Genomic DNA, 16,144 nt, shown 5'->3' on the forward strand with positions numbered 1-16,144 from the left:
ACGTATATGCACTGATTACTAACGCAGTGCATGTACGGTAATATCACCAGCCTCCTCACCGAAAAAATCCCGTTGTATTCTAACCGAACCCTCTAGCTTCTGCGGCCCAGACAAATCGACATTGCCGTCTGTCATAAGCAGACTTTGATAGTTAACACTCACTACCCCCACCACGCCTTCTGACTCTGCTTGCGAATACGGCATCTCGTGCATGTAGTCGGAGAGGCCCAAATTCACCAAGGCCTTGCTCCCCCAAAAATAGTTGTTCAGCGAATCCATTGCAGCCTCGAACGGCTCGTCGCTATACTGGATTACCCCGCCGTTGCGAATTTCAATCGATCTGTTATGTTGTTCGCGCTTGGCAGCCACCGCATACATAAAAGTAGCATCTTTGACCATCCCCGCATCAGCACCGTTAAAGTCTGCCCACTGGCGAGCCTTGTCAACTTCTTCTCGGGCAAGATATGCCTTATAGCCATCCTTCATTACAACTTCATAGCCCCCCCTTTCTTCTCTGACTGAAGTAAACACTTCTGTGGGGCTCTGACCAAACCTCATCATTGCAGCCTTGATCCCCGCCACCATACCAGTGTTATTGAATTCTCCCTCAGTGAGTCCAAACCAAATATCCTTGGGAATCCCGACGGCTTTCTCATTGAAGATAGCCACACTTTTCTTATCTATTAACGGCTTCACGGGAGAATCATTCACAACAGGACTGATGTCTTTCTTATCATGCGATACATTTAAAGAATTGGATTTCTCGTCTCGACGATCATCACTTGATTTCATCCGCAGCAATAACTCAACCGCCGCCGTTAATTCAGCAACAAGGGACATCAAACTTCCAATAGCGCCCCCCACCTCATCAAGACTCGACATTTTGACAGACGGAAGCAATGAAGTGTTTTTCGTAGCAACAGAAAATCCCGAGCGGATTGCTTCTCGCTCCACAGGTTTGGGCGTGATACTCTTATCCGAATATATACCGACATCTCCTGAAAACCCGGTAACACCTGACACATGGCAGCAGTTCATTTCACACCCTCTAAAATATAATAGACGCCTGCGCAAACTGATGCAGAAAAATCAGTCACCCAAGCAATGGAAACCACCCAATAAAATCCAATCAAACAAGCCTATAAACAGATCGGCAATCACTGGCTGACGGCATTCTTTTCGTCCTATTGCACCCATCCAGCAATCCCTCACGTGCGAAGTTTGTATTCCCCCCGTGTTCCACAACACCTATAGCTCCAGTTTCAACGAGCTCTTGGGCCGTTGAGGAGCGGACATATTCAATAATCCCCAACCGCTTCAGACTCTCGTACGCCCCTGGATGAGAGACAAGCACCTTGAGAGCCTCGTCATAAGTCAACAGTTTATCTTCCCGACGCTCCAACTGAACTCTCTTAGCACTTGCCGCATACATAAACACAACATCTTTAAACATTTTCCCGTTTTCCCTGCCACTCTCATATTGGAACCCACACAATAATTTTGCTTTGGCTATTTCCCCGAGAGTAATACTGACCTTCACACCGTCCCTCATGACGATATCGTAACCTTTACCGGACCGTGTCACACTTGCATAGACACTCAGAGGGCTCTGACCAAACCTTTCCATTGCCGCCTTTATCGATGAAAGTACTGGTTCGTTCTTGTAATCGGAAAATTTTACGCCTCTATAAACATCATCTGGTTTTTCGCCAACTTTCTTTGTAGAAAATGCCGAATAGGCCTTAGTGCTCTCACTGAGGGCTAAAGGTGCCTGGCCAACCGGCTTAGTCAGAGCTGGCGAGATTAAAACACTATTAATTGGCTTGGATGAGGGTGCACTTTTATGTTCCAGCATCGTATTAAGTTTCATGACGAGAGCCCCCATTACCGGCAACAAAGCATCCAGTTGTTCTTGAATATTTTTAGCGTTCGGCGCACTAGACCGATGCACGTCAACCTCTGGCACTCTCAGTTTCGCCCCCGCAACCGAAGCCGAAGCCAATTCTTGTTGATTTGACTTCAAACTCAAACCTTGCATATTTGGCCACGCATTGCAACTTCCGACGGATTCACACGACATAAAACCCATATCAAACACCTCATGACATTAAAGCCTAAGAATCATTAAGAGGCCGCACTTGCAAACATAAACATCTACGTAGGCGGTATTCCTTTCGCTCGAGATCAATTCAGTTATTGACCCTAGCAAGTCCACATTCTCACGTCCCCCGGGAACCTGCCACACGTATATGCCGACAAAGTATGTCATTGCACAACCCGCAGGTTAAACATCGCAACCATGACTTCCACTGTTCGCTCGCAAACACCAAACAATATTTACACCCTCTTATAATTAGTAAAAATTATTTACTTGCAACAAAGGAAAACCCACCTGCGCCACCCCAAAAACAAAAACACATCTAAAAACCTATAAAGTGTTATGCACTGAACACCGGACCGACCTAACTTTTATTATCAATAATTCAACAATCCCACTCTTGACGACATTGTTCACAAAAAAGTTGATCGCGGTCAGGCAAACCGCTCAAAACCGGCATACAGTTAAAGGACTCCATCACCAAAGAATGGAGGTTTGCCCTGATAAGTGAGGAACCCAGCGATGCCGTGGAAAAACTCCGATACGCGCTACAGCACTATGTCAATCGCGTTGCACTGGTTGATGGTGGTGCTGCTGGCGGTGGTCTACGCCTGCATTGAGTTACGCGGCCAATTTCCCAAAGGCAGCGGTGCGCGGACGTTGATCGTCGAGATGCACTTTATGTTCGGCCTCACCGTGTTTGTGCTGGTGTGGCTGCGGTTGTTCGCACGCAGCCTGGGGGTGGCACCGAAGATCGTACCGGCGCCGCCGCAATGGCAAAGCCTGTTGGCGACCCTGATGCACTTCGCACTCTACGCGTTGATGATCGGCATGCCGATTGCCGGTTGGCTGATCGTCAGTGCCGAGGGGCATTCGGTGATGTTCTACGGGATGGAATTGCCGCCGTTGATCGGCGAGAACAAGGCATTGGCCAAGGAGATCGAAGGCTGGCATGTGTGGTTCGGCAAGGTCGGTTATTGGCTGATCGGGCTGCATGCGCTGGCGGGGATTGCCCACCATTACATCCTGCGGGACAACACGGCGTTGCGCATGATGCCGGGCAAGCGCGCTAACCCGTGAAGCCCCGGTTGCCCTGCAGGCCGCCGGTGTGGACGAAAATCAGGCGAGCGCCGGGGGAAAAACGCCCGGCCTCGATCTGTTGCTTCAATGCGAGTAAAGCCTTACCGGTGTAGAGCGGCTCCAGAGGCAATCCACAAGCCTGTTGCGTGGCGTCGATGAAGTCGAGCAGCACCGGGTCGACTTTGGCGAAGCCACCTCGGCTGGCGTTCAGCAGCTCATAGCCGCCCTGCACAAGGGCGTCGACGTTCTGTGCCACGCCGTGATCATCCGGCACCGCCATGGCGCCATACACCCGGTGTGCGCCCGCCTCTGCCAGCACCAACCCCGCCAAGGTGGTCCCCGTACCCGCCGCCAACCACCACGCGTCGTAATCCGCCCAGCCCAGTGCGGGCAACTGCGCGCGAGCCTGATTGACCAGCACACCACAGCCAATCGCACCGGCGAGTCCGCCACCGCCTTCGGGCACGGGATGAAGATGCGGGTATCGCTCGCGCCAAGGTTGCCAAAACCCCGGCGCATGCCGCGCACGATAACCGCCATAACCCAACCAATGCAGCTGCATGCCGAAGGCTTTCAGGTCTTGGATTGTGGGGTTGTCTTGAGAATGCCCACGCAGCAGGCCCACCGTGGGAAAACCGAAACGCTTCCCCGCCGCCGCCAGCGCATGCAGATGGTTGGAGTAGGCACCGCCCAGGCTGATGATGCCCCGCGCATCCTGCGTCTGCGCCAAGTGCCCGGTGAGCTTGAACCACTTGTTGCCGCTGATCAGCGGGTCGATGCGGTCCAGGCGCAACACGGCCAGCTCGACACCTTTCAGCCAATCCAGGCGCAAAGGTTCAAGCGGTGCATGGGGAAGCCAATCGAAGGGGCCCATCGGAGGGAGTCTGCGTGAAAAACGGGGCGGTAGTCTAACACCGCCCCGTTCCGGGTCTTACAGCTCGGCGGCGAGGCGCGAGCCTTGGTTGATGGCGCGCTTGGCGTCCAGCTCGGCCGCCACATCGGCACCGCCGATCAGGTGCACGTTCTGGCCGGCCGCGACCAACCCGTCCTGCAATTCGCGCAGCGGGTCCTGGCCGGCGCAAATGACGATGTTGTCCACCGCCAGCACCTGCGGTTCGCCCTCGGCACCTATGCGGATGAGCAGACCTTCATCGTCGATCTTCAGGTATTCGACGCTGTTGAGCATCTGCACCTGTTTGTTCTTCAAGCCGGTACGGTGGATCCAGCCGGTGGTCTTGCCCAGGCCATCGCCGACCTTGGAGGTCTTGCGCTGCAGCAGGAACACGTCACGCGCCGGGGCATGCACCTGGGCCTTGATCCCAGCCACACCACCACGGGCTTGCAGCTGGGTGTCGATGCCCCACTCTTTCCAGAACGCTTCGCGGTCAAGGCTGGTGGACACGCCTTGGTGCACGAGGAATTCCGACACGTCAAAACCGATACCGCCCGCGCCGATCACCGCAACGCGCTTGCCCACGGGCTTGCGTTCCAGGATTACGTCCAGATAACTCAGCACCTTGGCGTTGTCGACGCCTGGAATCGCCGGGGTACGCGGCGCAATGCCGGTGGCGAGGATGATCTCGTCATAACCGCCTGCCGTCAGTTGCGCCACATCGACGCGGGTGTTGAGGCACAGCTCGACGTGGGTGGTCTGCAATTTGCGCTTGAAGTAGCGCAGGGTTTCGAAAAACTCTTCCTTGCCCGGCACACGCTTGGCGATGTTGAACTGGCCGCCGATTTCGTTGGCGGAATCGAACAGGGTCACTTGATGCCCGCGCTCTGCTGCCACTGTGGCAGCCGCCAGGCCCGCAGGACCGGCGCCCACCACGGCGATCTTCTTGATCTGTTTGACCGGCAGGTAATTGAGTTCAGTCTCGTAGCACGCCCGCGGGTTGACCAGGCAGGTGGTCAACTTGCCGCCGAAGGTGTGGTCCAGGCACGCCTGGTTACAGCCGATGCAGGTGTTGATCTCATCGGCACGCCCGGCGGCAGCCTTGTTGACGAAGTCCGGGTCGGCCAGGAATGGCCGCGCCATGGAGACCATGTCGGCATCGCCTTCGGCGAGGATCTGCTCGGCGATTTCCGGGGTGTTGATACGGTTGGTGGTGATCAGCGGAATTTGCACCGCACCGCGCAGCTTGGCGGTGACTTTGCTGAACGCCCCACGGGGCACCTTGGTGGCGATGGTCGGGATGCGCGCTTCGTGCCAGCCGATCCCGGTGTTGATGATCGTCGCGCCAGCACCTTCGATGGCCTTGGCCAACTGCACGATTTCTTCCCAGGTGCTACCGCCTTCCACCAGGTCCAGCATCGACAGGCGGAAGATGATAATGAAGTTCGGGCCCACGGCCTCGCGCACACGGCGCACGATTTCCACGGCCAGGCGCATACGGTTTTCGTAGCTGCCGCCCCAGCGGTCGGTACGGTGGTTGGTGTGAGCGGCGAGGAATTGGTTAATGAAATAACCTTCGGAGCCCATGATTTCCACGCCGTCGTACTCGGCGACCTGGGCCAGCAACGAGCAGGTGACGAAATCCTGGATCTGCTTTTCGATGCCCTCTTCGTCCAGCTCCTTGGGTTTGAACGGGTTGATCGGCGCCTGGATCGCACTCGGTGCTACCTGCTTGGGGCTGTAGGCATACCGGCCAGCGTGGAGGATCTGCATGCAGATCTTGCCGCCGGCTTCGTGCACGGCCTGGGTCACGATCTTATGTTTCTGCGCTTCTTCGTCGGTGGTCAGCTTGGCCGCACCGGCATACACACCGCCCTCATCATTCGGGCCGATGCCGCCAGTGACCATCAAGCCCACGCCACCACGGGCGCGCTCGGCAAAGTAAGCCGCCATGCGTTCGAAACCGCCGGGCTTTTCTTCCAGGCCGGTGTGCATCGAACCCATCAGGGTACGGTTGCGCAAGGTGGTAAAACCCAGGTCCAACGGGGCCAGCAGGTGCGGGTAGGCAGCAGCGGTCATGGTCAAGCTCCACAACGGATCATCACGGGACGTGGAAGGCTCGAATGGCCTGCCATCGGTTTATGTCCCACAGACTAAGAGGCGGTGGACGACGGCTCAATGACCGAAACTGACAAGTTATTGATCCAAATGCACAGCGCCCCTTGGCAAGCCCGTCCATGGGCCCTACCCTAGTCGCGAACCCTGCACACGGTCTGTTGTCTGTTCCCCCATGCGTAAACTTCTAGCTTTTACTGTCACCATGGCCCTGGTTGCCGCCGTCGCCGCGTATCTGGTCTGGACCCAGGAGCGCCCCGTGGCGCATTACCTGTCGGACCTGCGCATCACCCTCGCCGTCAACGAAGGCCTGCCAGCCGACCGTGGCAACTTGCTGGGCATCCAGCCGGAGCTGTTCCCGGCCGACTACCAGAGCCTGGAACGCCTGCACTTGAAGCTCGCGGCCTACCTGCAAAAAGCCAGCGACCAAGGGCTGATCAACGACAAGACCATCGTGGTGCTGCCCGAACACATCGGTACCTGGTTGATGCTCACTGGCGAAAAGAACGAGGTGTACCAGGCCCTCCACGCCAAAGATGCGATGAATTGGTTGTCGGTCAGCAACCCGCTGCTGTTCGCCCGTGCCTGGATCAGCGCCACCGGTGACAACCGCACCGATGACGCCTACCTGCGCATGAAAGCCGACGGCATGGCGCGGGACTACCAAGTGCTGTTCGGCGGCCTGGCCAAGGAGTTCGGCGTCACGTTGGTCGCCGGCTCCATCACCTTGCCCAACCCGAGTGTCAGCCAGGGCCAACTGCGGATTGGCCATGGCGCCTTGTACAACGCCAGCGTGGTGTTTGCCGCCGATGGCTTGCCGATCGGCAGCCCGCAACGCCAGCTTTACCCGATCTACGACGAACGTGGCTTTATCGAGCCCGGTGACGAAAATGTCGTCAGCGTGGTCGACACTCCGGCTGGCCGCTTGGGCGTACTGGTAGGCAGCGACAGCTGGTACCCGGACAACTACCGCAAACTCAACGAACAAGGCGCGCAGTTGATCGCAGTGCCCGCCTTGGTGCTGGGTCGCGATACCTGGGATCGCCCTTGGCGCGGCTTCAAAAGCGTGTCGACCCCGACCGAAATCAGCCTCAAGCCCGAAGAACTCAGTGAGGGCGAAGCCTGGCGTCGCCTCACGTTGATCAGCCAGCAACCCATCAGCCAGGCCAGCGCCGGAATGAGCGTGTTCCTGCGCGGGCAATTCTGGGACCTGGGCACTGCCGGGCACAGCTTTCTCAGCAGCAACGGGCAAATCAACGCCGATGGCGAAGCCCGTGGCGCGCGCCTGTTGAATATCTGGCTGTGAAGCCCGTACGGCTGGGGGATTTGTCGGTGGGCTTCGTGCACGCCCTGGCCGACGCCATCCACAGCCATGGCTTGGACCCGCAGCCACTGCTGCTGCAATACGGCCTCGACCCGGCACGTCTCGCCGAAGCGGGTGCCCGTTTGTCGATCCCGCGCTACATGCGCCTTGGCCATGCGGCCATCCAACTCACCGGCGACCCGGGCCTGGGACTGCGCATAGGCCAACTCAGCCGCCTGAGCCAAGGCGGACTGGCGGGTGTCACCGCCGCCCAGGCCCCCAACGTGCGCGAAGCGGCGCGTGCACTCACCCGCTTCGAAGCGCTGTACGGCTCCAATTATCGCGGGCAGTCGAGCTTTGTAGAAGATGCTGAAGGCGCCTGGCTGCGCTTCTATTCCATCAGCCCCTATAACGCCTACAACCGCTTTGTGGTGGACTCGATCATCGCCGGCTGGCTGCATCAACTGTCGAGCCTGGCCCAGCAGCCGGTGCAGGCACAACGCATCGACATCGAATTTGAAGCGCCGGAATACAGCGATCAGTACAGCGTGCTGGGAGACATCCACTTCGGCGCCGAGGCCAACCAATTACGCCTCAACCAGCAAACCCTGGCCCTACGCAACCCACAGCATTGCCCCAGCACCTGGAACCTGTTGTTACAACTGTGTGAGCGAGAGTTGGAGCAATTGACTCGCACCCGCAGCCTGCGCGAGCGCATTACCCGGTTGCTCGGGCCGATGCTCAATGGCGGCCGGGAACCCGACCTGGAAGAAGTGGCGGCACGCTTGAAGCTGCCTACCTGGACGCTGCGCCGCAAACTGGCCGACGAAGGCACTCAATTCCGCGCGATTCTCAACGACACCCGCCGCGACCTGGCCATGACCTACATCCGCGATACGGAACTGGCGTTCGGCGAGATCGCCTACTTGCTCGGTTTTGCCTCGGCCCAAGCGTTTCAACGGGCCTTCAGGCGCTGGAACAACCAGACCCCAGGGGAATTTCGCCGCAGTCAGCGGCATTCCGCCTGAAGCCGGTGTTACAGCTCTGTTGCATCGTCTGCGGGTTCCAGCGGGTCCAACTCGATCGCGTGGTACTCAAGCAGTTCTTCCTGGTAATCGTCCATGGTGGACTCCTTCTTGACGTTAAAAGCGGCTGTGAATAAATGACGTGCACAGCCAGCCTAAAGTGCCGTCATGACGAAAAAATGTCTACGCCATGACGTTCCTGCACTCAAGGATTAAACGTAGCAGCGTTACCGGGATTTAGCACTTGGGCTTTTAGGAACTATTGCAATGATTGCAATTGCAATCATATGCAAATGTCCTTTAGGGTAATGGCATTCGTCGCCAGGTGAACCTCCCGATGACCGCACTACTGCACACGCCGCGCAACTCTGTATCGATGCATTGAACACCACCGCCACCGTCGACAGCTCACGGCTGTATACCGTGATGAGCATGGGTGATTCGCGGCCAGTCACACTCCCGGCGCGTGAGTAACTGGCCCAGTTGGTTTGCACGCAATACTGCCGAAAAACCCTTGCTGTACCTGCACAACGCGCACTCGTGCGCTGTCGGTGCAGGCGGCGGCGCCGAGTTGGTATTGGATCGTGATATCGGCGCTCAGGGCATTGGCGGATGAAGGGCGGATCAACGCACGCCAGGTGCAGGCCGCGATGAATCGCTATGCAATGGACCGCACTGGACTGTAGGAGCCAGCTTGCCGGCTCCTACAATTCTCGTGGGGCTTTAGGTTTTGCGGCGGCTGCGGGTCTGGACGCCCGCGTCCATCGCCAGCCCGGCGGTGCGTTCCAGTGCGTCGGCAAAGCACTGGTGCTGCTCGGGCTCGATCTGTGACAGGAACAGCTCATCCACCGTGCTTTCGTAGATCTTCCACATCTTTTTACGCAGCACCCGACCGGCCTCGGTGATCGAGGCGAACGCCGCCCGGCCATCGCCATCGGAGCGCGAACGTACCACCAGGCCGTCTTTTTCCAGGCGGTCGACCAGACGCGTGAGGTTGTAGCGTTCGATGGCCAGCACATCAGCCAATTCGTGCATGCGGCGAGTGCCGTCGGGGCCGCTTTCCAAGCCCCACAGAGCGTCATACCAGGCATACGGCGGCAGGTCCGCCTCGGCCAGGCGACGCTCGATTTCACGGATGACCGTCCTGTGAGCCCTGACAAAACGGAACCATACATCAGGCTCTTTCGACGACATGCAACACCATCCGGGACATTTCAAGAAGGTTGCAATAGTAGCTCATCTCGCGCTAGATTCGGCCATATAGTTGCAATTGCAATTACTTTAGCCGGCACTCCCACAACGAGCCCGCCACTTGAAATCCGCCTACCCTGGAGCCTCATATGACCCCGAACAACGCAGTCATACGCGACGATGATCCACAGGAAACCCGCGAATGGCTCGACTCCATCGAATCGGTGCTGTCCACCGAAGGCCGCCCGCGCACCCACTACCTGATCGATCAGTTGCTGGATTTCGACGTGGCGCGGCATGGCGACTTCTACGGGCGGGTCACCACCCCTTACGTCAACACCCTCCGGGTGGACCGGCAACTGCCCTACCCCGGCAACCTGGCCATCGAACGTCGCACCAACGCCTATATCCGCTGGAATGCCATGGCGATGGTGCTCCGCGCAGGTAAACACTCTGGTGTCGGCGGGCATATTGCGACCTATGCGTCAGCCGCGGTGCTGTATGACGTAGGCTTCGATCACTTCTTCCGTGGGCGTACCGATACCTTTGACGGCGACCTGGTGTACATCCAGGGCCACTCCTCCCCCGGCATCTATGGCCGCGCCTACCTGGAAGGCCGCATCAGCGAAACGCAACTCGACAACTTCCGTCGCGAGGCCGGTGGCGAGGGCATCTCATCCTACCCGCACCCACGACTGATGCCGGACTTCTGGCAATTTCCCACCGTGTCCATGGGGCTCGGGCCCATCACCGCCGCTTACCAGGCGCGTTTTATGCGCTACCTGGAATTGCGTGGCCTCAAGCAACACCAGGGGCGCAAGGTCTGGGCCTTCCTCGGTGATGGCGAAATGGACCAACCGGAATCACTGGCGGCCATCTCCCTGGCCGGACGCGAGAAACTCGACAACCTGATCTTCGTGGTCAACTGCAACCTGCAACGCCTGGACGGCCCCGTGCGCGGCAATGCCAAGGTGATCCAAGAGTTTGAAAGCCTGTACCGCGCCGCCGGCTGGAACGTGATCAAAGTAATCTGGGGCGGTGGTTGGGATGCACTCTTGGACAAAGACACGACCGGGCTGCTGCGCCAACGCATGATGGAATGCGTGGATGGCGACTATCAGAACTACAAATCACAGAACGGCGCTTACGTACGCGAACATTTCTTTGGCAAATACCCGGAATTACTAGCGCTGGTTGCAGATATGTCCGACGACGAAATATGGAAACTCTCACGAGGCGGGCACGATCCGGACAAGGTCTACAACGCCTACGCCGCTGCCGTACGCCACACTGGCCAGCCCACCGTGATCCTGGCGAAAACCGTGAAGGGTTTCGGCATGGGTGAAGCCGGCGAAGGCCAGAACATCAACCACCAGCTCAAGAAGATGGGCGCAGAGGCTGTAAGAGCTTTCCGCGACCGCTTCGGCCTGGAAGTGGCCGACGACCAGCTTGCCGACATTCCGTACATCAAACCCGCCGCTGACAGTGAAGAAGCCCGCTACTTCGCTGCACGCCGCCAGGCCTTGGGCGGTTATGTACCAGCACGACACAGTGCGGTCGAATCGTTGCAAATCCCTGAGCTGAGCGCCTTTTCTACCCAGCTCAAGGACACGGGCGAGCGCTCGATCTCCACCACCATGGCCTTTGTGCGTATCCTCGGCACTCTGCTCAAAGATCCGCATCTGGGCAAACTGATCGTGCCCATCGTGCCAGACGAGTCACGCACCTTTGGTATGGAAAGCCTATTCCGTCAGATCGGTATCCACTCCGCCGTGGGCCAGCTCTATACCCCACAAGATGCAGGGCAACTGAGCTACTACAAGGAAAGCAAAGACGGGCAGATCATGCAGGAAGGCCTGAATGAGTCCGGCGCCATTTCCTCCTGGATTGCGGCCAGTACGTCCTACAGCAACCACGGCCTGATGACGGTGCCGTTCTATATTTTCTATTCGATGTTCGGCTTCCAGCGGGTCGGTGACCTCGCCTGGGCGGCAGGCGATGCGCGTGCGCGTGGCTTCCTGCTGGGCGCTACGGCCGGACGCACCACGCTGATGGGTGAAGGCTTGCAGCACGACGATGGGCACAGTCACATCCTGTCGTCGGTTATCCCGTGCTGCGTGTCCTACGACCCGACGTTTGCCTACGAATTGGCAGTGATCATTCACGAGGGCATGCGGCGCATGTATGTGCAACAGGAGGACATCTACTACTACATCACCCTGCTCAACGAAAACTACCCGCACCCGGCAATGCCAGAAGGGGTGGAAGACGGCATTCTCAAGGGGATGTACCGGCTGAGTGGAAGCAACCAGGCGCAGGTGCAACTGATGGGCAGTGGCTCAATCCTGCGCGAGGTGATGGCTGCGGCCGACCTGCTGGAAAAGGACTTCGGCGTGCGCAGCAATGTATGGAGCGCAACCAGCCTCACCGAATTGCGCCGTGAGGGGCAAGAGGTGGAGCGCTGGAACCTGCTACACCCGGATAGCGACCCACGAATGAGCTATGTGGAGCAATGCCTGGCCGGGCAAACCGGGCCGGTGGTGGTGGCGACCGACTACATGAAGCTCTTCGCCGATCAGATCCGCGCCTTCATTCCCGGTCGGCGTTTTGTAGCGCTGGGCACGGACGGCTTCGGGCAATCGGATACCCGTGAAACCCTGCGGGCGTTCTTTGAAGTGGACCGGCACTTCATCGTACTGGCGGCCTTGAAGGCATTGGCGGATGACGGCGTGATGGGGCGTGAAAAAGTCAGTGAAGCCATCAGCCGCTACGGGATCAACGTCGACAAGGCGAATCCCGTAGCGGTCTGAGTTACTGCGCAGGCGTCGGCAGCGGCGGAATGGCTTCTGTCGGCGGTGGCAGCTCGGGATTGGTTGGCGCAGGTGCAGGCTCGGCCTGCGGTGCAATCGGTGCAGCCTCGACAGGCGGTGCCACCGGCTGTGACACAGTGGGCTCTTCCTTCGGCGGCTCGACTTTCTCGGCGACGGGTGCGGCTTTAGGTTCCGGCACGCCAAGCTCAGCCTTGGGCTTCTCAGGAATGTTCTCGGCCTTTTTCACCTCTTGCGGCAGGAACACATCCACCAGCGCAAAGTAACGCTCGTAGAACTTCGGCGCGGACACGGTCTCACTCGCCACTTTCACCATGGAGTCATCGGTGGAGCCGATCGGCATCGACACCGAGCCCAGCACGCCCACCCCCAGGCTCGCGGAGTTGTTGACCTTCTTCAGCGCGTAGCGATCCTGCAAGGCGTTGGCGAACATCGTCGAATGGTTGGTGCCTTTGCCATCATCGGCACACACCACATTGAAGCTGATCTGCAAGTGGGTCTCACCGGTCTGCTGGAAGCTCTTGTTGCCCACCACCAGTTTCGGATCGCTGCTGGTGATGATGTAGCCCTGGCTCAGCAAGGCACGCCGCGCGGCTTCACACGCTGCGACGTCCGTGACCGGGTAATCCCTGGAAAACGTGCCGGAGTCGTCGAAATTCTCATGTTCATAAATGGCGGTCTTGGGTGACGAGCAGCCCGCGGCGCCCGCCAGCACCAGCGCCAGCCCGAGGCTACGCAAGTGAAATGATGTCGACATTGAAAATCCTGAAGAAAACAGTCCGGGCGGTATTGTGCAACAGAACACGGCCTTGGCGCGCACATTCCTGTCGGTAAAACGTCACTGCCTTACACGACACTGCCCGTAGGAAACAGCCCAGCACACATATGATCAATAAACACGCGCAGTTTGGCCGAGGTGTGGCGACTGGATGGCCAGAGCATCCAGAAACTGCCGCGGTGCTCCACGTAATCATCCAGCACCCTTTGCAGGCGTCCCTCGCGCACGGCTTGGTTGACCATGTAGTCCGGCAAGCAGGCAATGCCCAAGCCTTCGTGCACCACGTGGTTGAGGGACTCTATGGTGGTACTTACCAACGGCGCACGCAAGATGGGCTCGGCGGCATCCGGTGCAAACCGCAACGGCCAAGGTTCCAGCTTGCCGGTCGCGCAGAACTTGTGGCGCAGGCAGGCATGCTCGCGCAAGTGCTGCGGCTGTAGCGGAGTGCCATATTCGCGAAAATAGCCTGGCGTGCCCACCAGCACCAACTGGTAATGCCCCAGATGACGGGCCATCAGCCGCGAATCTTCTGGCTTGCCGGTGCGAATCACCGCGTCGAACCCTTCCTCGATCACGTCCACCATGCGGTCGGAAAAATCCACATCCAGCTCGATGTCCGGGTAGGCGCGCATGAAATCGCTGAGCACCGGCATCAGCAAGCCACGCACTTGCGGCAGGCTGATACGCAACTTGCCCCGAGGGGTGGCGCTGGCTTCGCTCAACTCTCGCTCGGCGGCTTCGACCTCGGCCAGGATGCGTCGCGAGCGCTCAAGGAACAGCGCGCCTTCGCTGGTCAAAGTGATGCTGCGGGTGCTGCGGTGAAACAACCGCACCCCCAGGCGCTCTTCCATCCGCGCGATGCTTTTGCCGATGGCCGAAGACGATACGCCCAATACCCGCCCGGCGGCGGTGAAACTGCGGGTCTCCGCGACCTGCACGAATACGGAAAGACGGCCCAGGCTGTCCATGAAAGCGTCCTTGATGATTGCGGACATTCAAGTCCGATAAGTTCGGAACCTTAGCCTGTTTTTCCGCCAGACACAGCCCCCTACTCTAGTCCCTTGCCCTCTTGCATGGACAGAGCACGATGACTGCCCTCACCGATTCCCCCGTAAACGCCCGACCCGAAACACTGCCGCTGGGCGGTCTGCTTGCGCTGGCCAGCGCCGGCTTCATCACCATCCTCACCGAAGCCATGCCCGCCGGGCTCCTACCGCAAATAGGCGAAGGACTGGCCGTATCGCCCGCGCTGGTCGGTCAAATGGTCACGCTGTACGCACTGGGCTCACTGCTGGCGGCCATTCCACTGACGCTGTTGACCCGGGGCTGGCGACGTCGCCCCTTGCTACTGCTGGCCATTGGCGGCTTCGCCTTGGTCAACAGCGTGACCGCCGTTTCCAGTCACTACGGGCTGACCTTGGTGGCGCGCTTTTTTGCCGGTGTATTTGCCGGCCTGCTGTGGGCGCTGCTGGCCGGTTATGCCAGCCGGATGGTTGCGCCACACCTGCAAGGCCGGGCAATTGCAGTGGCCATGCTTGGCGCACCGCTGGCGCTGTCGCTGGGTGTACCTGCAGGCACCTTCCTCGGGGCCGCCGTTGGCTGGCGCCTGAGCTTTGCGATCATGACGGGACTGACGCTGGTGCTGTTGGCATGGGCGCGCTGGCAACTCCCAGACTTCGCAGGCGAACCGGCAGGAAAACGCTTGGGATTGCATCAAGTGTTGACGTTGCCGGGCATTCGTCCGGTGCTATGGGTGACATTTACCTACGTACTGGCCCATAACATTCTCTACACCTACATTGCGCCGCTGCTGGCGCCAGCAGGAATGGCTGCCGATATCGACCAGGTGCTGCTGGTGTTCGGCCTTGCGGCCTTATTGAGCATATGGCTGGCTGGCGTGCTGATTGATCGATGGCTGCGCGTGCTGCTGCTGATCAGTTGCGCGATGTTTGGCCTGATTGCCTTGGCGCTGGCGTTCTGGATCCACCTGCCAGCGGTCATCTACGTCGCCGTGGCGTTATGGGGCCTGGCATTCGGCGGGTTACCTGCATTGTTGCAAACGGCACTGGCCCAATCGGCGGGCGAATCGGCCGATGCCGCGCAATCGATGCTGGTGACCTTCTGGAACCTGGGCATAGCGGGCGGGGGCGTGGCAGGCGGGGTGTTGCTGCAGGGTTGGGGCGTCGGCGCATTTGCCTGGGCGGTCACGCTGCTGATGTTGCTGGCCTTTGCCGGTGCGCTAAAGACTGCGCCCCAATAACTGGCCCGGCCACCCGTCCACGTCGAACGTTGAGAGGCGCTCATACCCACAAGACTCATAAAACCGCACCAGATCGCCGCTCCCACCCCCGTAGCAATCTACCCGCAAACGCTGCACTCCCAAGGCACGGGCGCGCTCATCGGCGAAAGCCATGAGACGCCGGCCCAGGCCACGCACACCGCTATCGCGTGCGGCGATCAGCAGACGCACGTACACCTCCGGCTCAGTTGCCGCAGGCACATAAGGCATAGGCTCACCCAGGACCAAGACTGCGTGAATGCGCCCGTCAGGGCCTTCCACGACCCACGCACCAGGCAATGCGCAAGCTTCAGTCACCTGCACGACCCGCCGGGGCGACATCGACCAGGGCTCAGTGCCCCATTGGCCATGGTTGCCGATGGCGACAAACCAGGCAATCACCTCGTCGAACACCTGCAATACGGCCACAGCGTCCTTCGCGCTGGCACGGCGGATCGCCAAACTGTCGCTTCCTTGAGTCCACATATTTGAACACTCCTTCGTCAGTGGCTCTCCAGCATCCCTGTTAAACACAACTGGACACAAGTCTTCATCG

The 16,144-nt window shown here is 59.0% G+C and carries 13 protein-coding genes; 5 read left to right on the forward strand and 8 right to left on the reverse strand.

The genetic code is table 11. The features are described 5' to 3' along the window. Positions 1-18: 18 nt before the first annotated feature. Positions 19-1,038, reverse strand: coding sequence for a hypothetical protein (locus U367_RS1000000130495; protein WP_152537911.1), 1,020 nt, complete (start codon positions 1,036-1,038; stop codon positions 19-21). 91 nt (positions 1,039-1,129) lie between these two features. Further along, positions 1,130-2,089: a hypothetical protein gene (locus U367_RS0110645; protein ID WP_134743113.1), complete on the reverse strand. Its 960-nt coding sequence runs from the start codon at positions 2,087-2,089 to the stop codon at positions 1,130-1,132. Between the two features lie 531 nt (positions 2,090-2,620). On the opposite strand from U367_RS0110645, the gene U367_RS0110650 reads away from it, so the two are divergent. Beyond that, positions 2,621-3,178: a cytochrome b gene (locus U367_RS0110650; protein WP_028616919.1), complete on the forward strand. Its 558-nt coding sequence runs from the start codon at positions 2,621-2,623 to the stop codon at positions 3,176-3,178. On the opposite strand, the gene U367_RS0110655 is transcribed toward U367_RS0110650, so the two are convergent. Beyond that, the gene (locus tag U367_RS0110655; protein WP_028616920.1) at positions 3,168-4,052 is read right to left on the reverse strand and encodes a 1-aminocyclopropane-1-carboxylate deaminase/D-cysteine desulfhydrase; all 885 of its coding nucleotides are present in this window, start codon (positions 4,050-4,052) and stop codon (positions 3,168-3,170) included. The genes U367_RS0110650 and U367_RS0110655 overlap by 11 nt on opposite strands. 57 nt (positions 4,053-4,109) lie before the next feature. Beyond that, positions 4,110-6,149 carry an NADPH-dependent 2,4-dienoyl-CoA reductase gene (locus U367_RS0110660; RefSeq protein WP_028616921.1) on the reverse strand — a complete coding sequence of 680 codons (2,040 nt, stop codon included), beginning with the start codon at positions 6,147-6,149 and terminating at the stop codon, positions 4,110-4,112. 211 nt (positions 6,150-6,360) lie between these two features. Between U367_RS0110660 and U367_RS0110665 the strand changes: the two genes are divergently transcribed. Beyond that, on the forward strand, positions 6,361-7,491 hold the full coding sequence (locus tag U367_RS0110665) for a carbon-nitrogen hydrolase family protein (RefSeq protein WP_028616922.1): 1,131 nt from the start codon (positions 6,361-6,363) through the stop codon (positions 7,489-7,491). After that, a complete protein-coding gene (locus U367_RS0110670; protein ID WP_028616923.1) occupies positions 7,488-8,516 on the forward strand; it encodes an AraC family transcriptional regulator in 1,029 nt (342 codons plus the stop codon). Before U367_RS0110665 ends, U367_RS0110670 begins: the two co-directional genes overlap by 4 nt. A gap of 720 nt (positions 8,517-9,236) precedes the next feature. On the opposite strand, the gene U367_RS0110685 is transcribed toward U367_RS0110670, so the two are convergent. Beyond that, entirely contained in the window at positions 9,237-9,707 is a 471-nt protein-coding gene (locus U367_RS0110685; RefSeq protein ID WP_028616925.1) for a MarR family winged helix-turn-helix transcriptional regulator, read from the reverse strand. Positions 9,708-9,853: 146 nt separating this feature from the next. Here U367_RS0110685 and aceE point away from each other — a divergent pair, with 146 nt between their 5' ends. Next, on the forward strand, positions 9,854-12,514 hold the full coding sequence (gene aceE / locus U367_RS0110690; RefSeq protein ID WP_028616926.1) for a pyruvate dehydrogenase (acetyl-transferring), homodimeric type: 2,661 nt from the start codon (positions 9,854-9,856) through the stop codon (positions 12,512-12,514). A gap of 1 nt (position 12,515) precedes the next feature. Here aceE and U367_RS0110695 read toward each other — a convergent pair whose 3' ends face one another. Both U367_RS0110695 and U367_RS0110700 read right to left on the reverse strand, forming a co-directional pair. Then, positions 12,516-13,289 (reverse strand): DUF2242 domain-containing protein, encoded by a 774-nt coding sequence (locus tag U367_RS0110695; protein WP_028616927.1) that lies wholly within the window; start codon positions 13,287-13,289, stop codon positions 12,516-12,518. An 89-nt stretch (positions 13,290-13,378) separates the two neighbouring features. Beyond that, entirely contained in the window at positions 13,379-14,278 is a 900-nt protein-coding gene (locus tag U367_RS0110700; RefSeq protein WP_028616928.1) for a LysR family transcriptional regulator, read from the reverse strand. A gap of 119 nt (positions 14,279-14,397) precedes the next feature. On the opposite strand from U367_RS0110700, the gene U367_RS0110705 reads away from it, so the two are divergent. Continuing rightward, a complete protein-coding gene (locus tag U367_RS0110705; protein ID WP_028616929.1) occupies positions 14,398-15,570 on the forward strand; it encodes an MFS transporter in 1,173 nt (390 codons plus the stop codon). Here U367_RS0110705 and U367_RS0110710 read toward each other — a convergent pair. After that, positions 15,550-16,074 carry a GNAT family N-acetyltransferase gene (locus U367_RS0110710; protein ID WP_028616930.1) on the reverse strand — a complete coding sequence of 175 codons (525 nt, stop codon included), beginning with the start codon at positions 16,072-16,074 and terminating at the stop codon, positions 15,550-15,552. The genes U367_RS0110705 and U367_RS0110710 overlap by 21 nt on opposite strands. Between the last annotated feature and the right edge of the window lie 70 nt (positions 16,075-16,144).

This window comes from Pseudomonas canadensis, from assembly GCF_000503215.1.
GTDB classification, from domain to species: Bacteria; Pseudomonadota; Gammaproteobacteria; order Pseudomonadales; family Pseudomonadaceae; genus Aquipseudomonas; species Aquipseudomonas canadensis.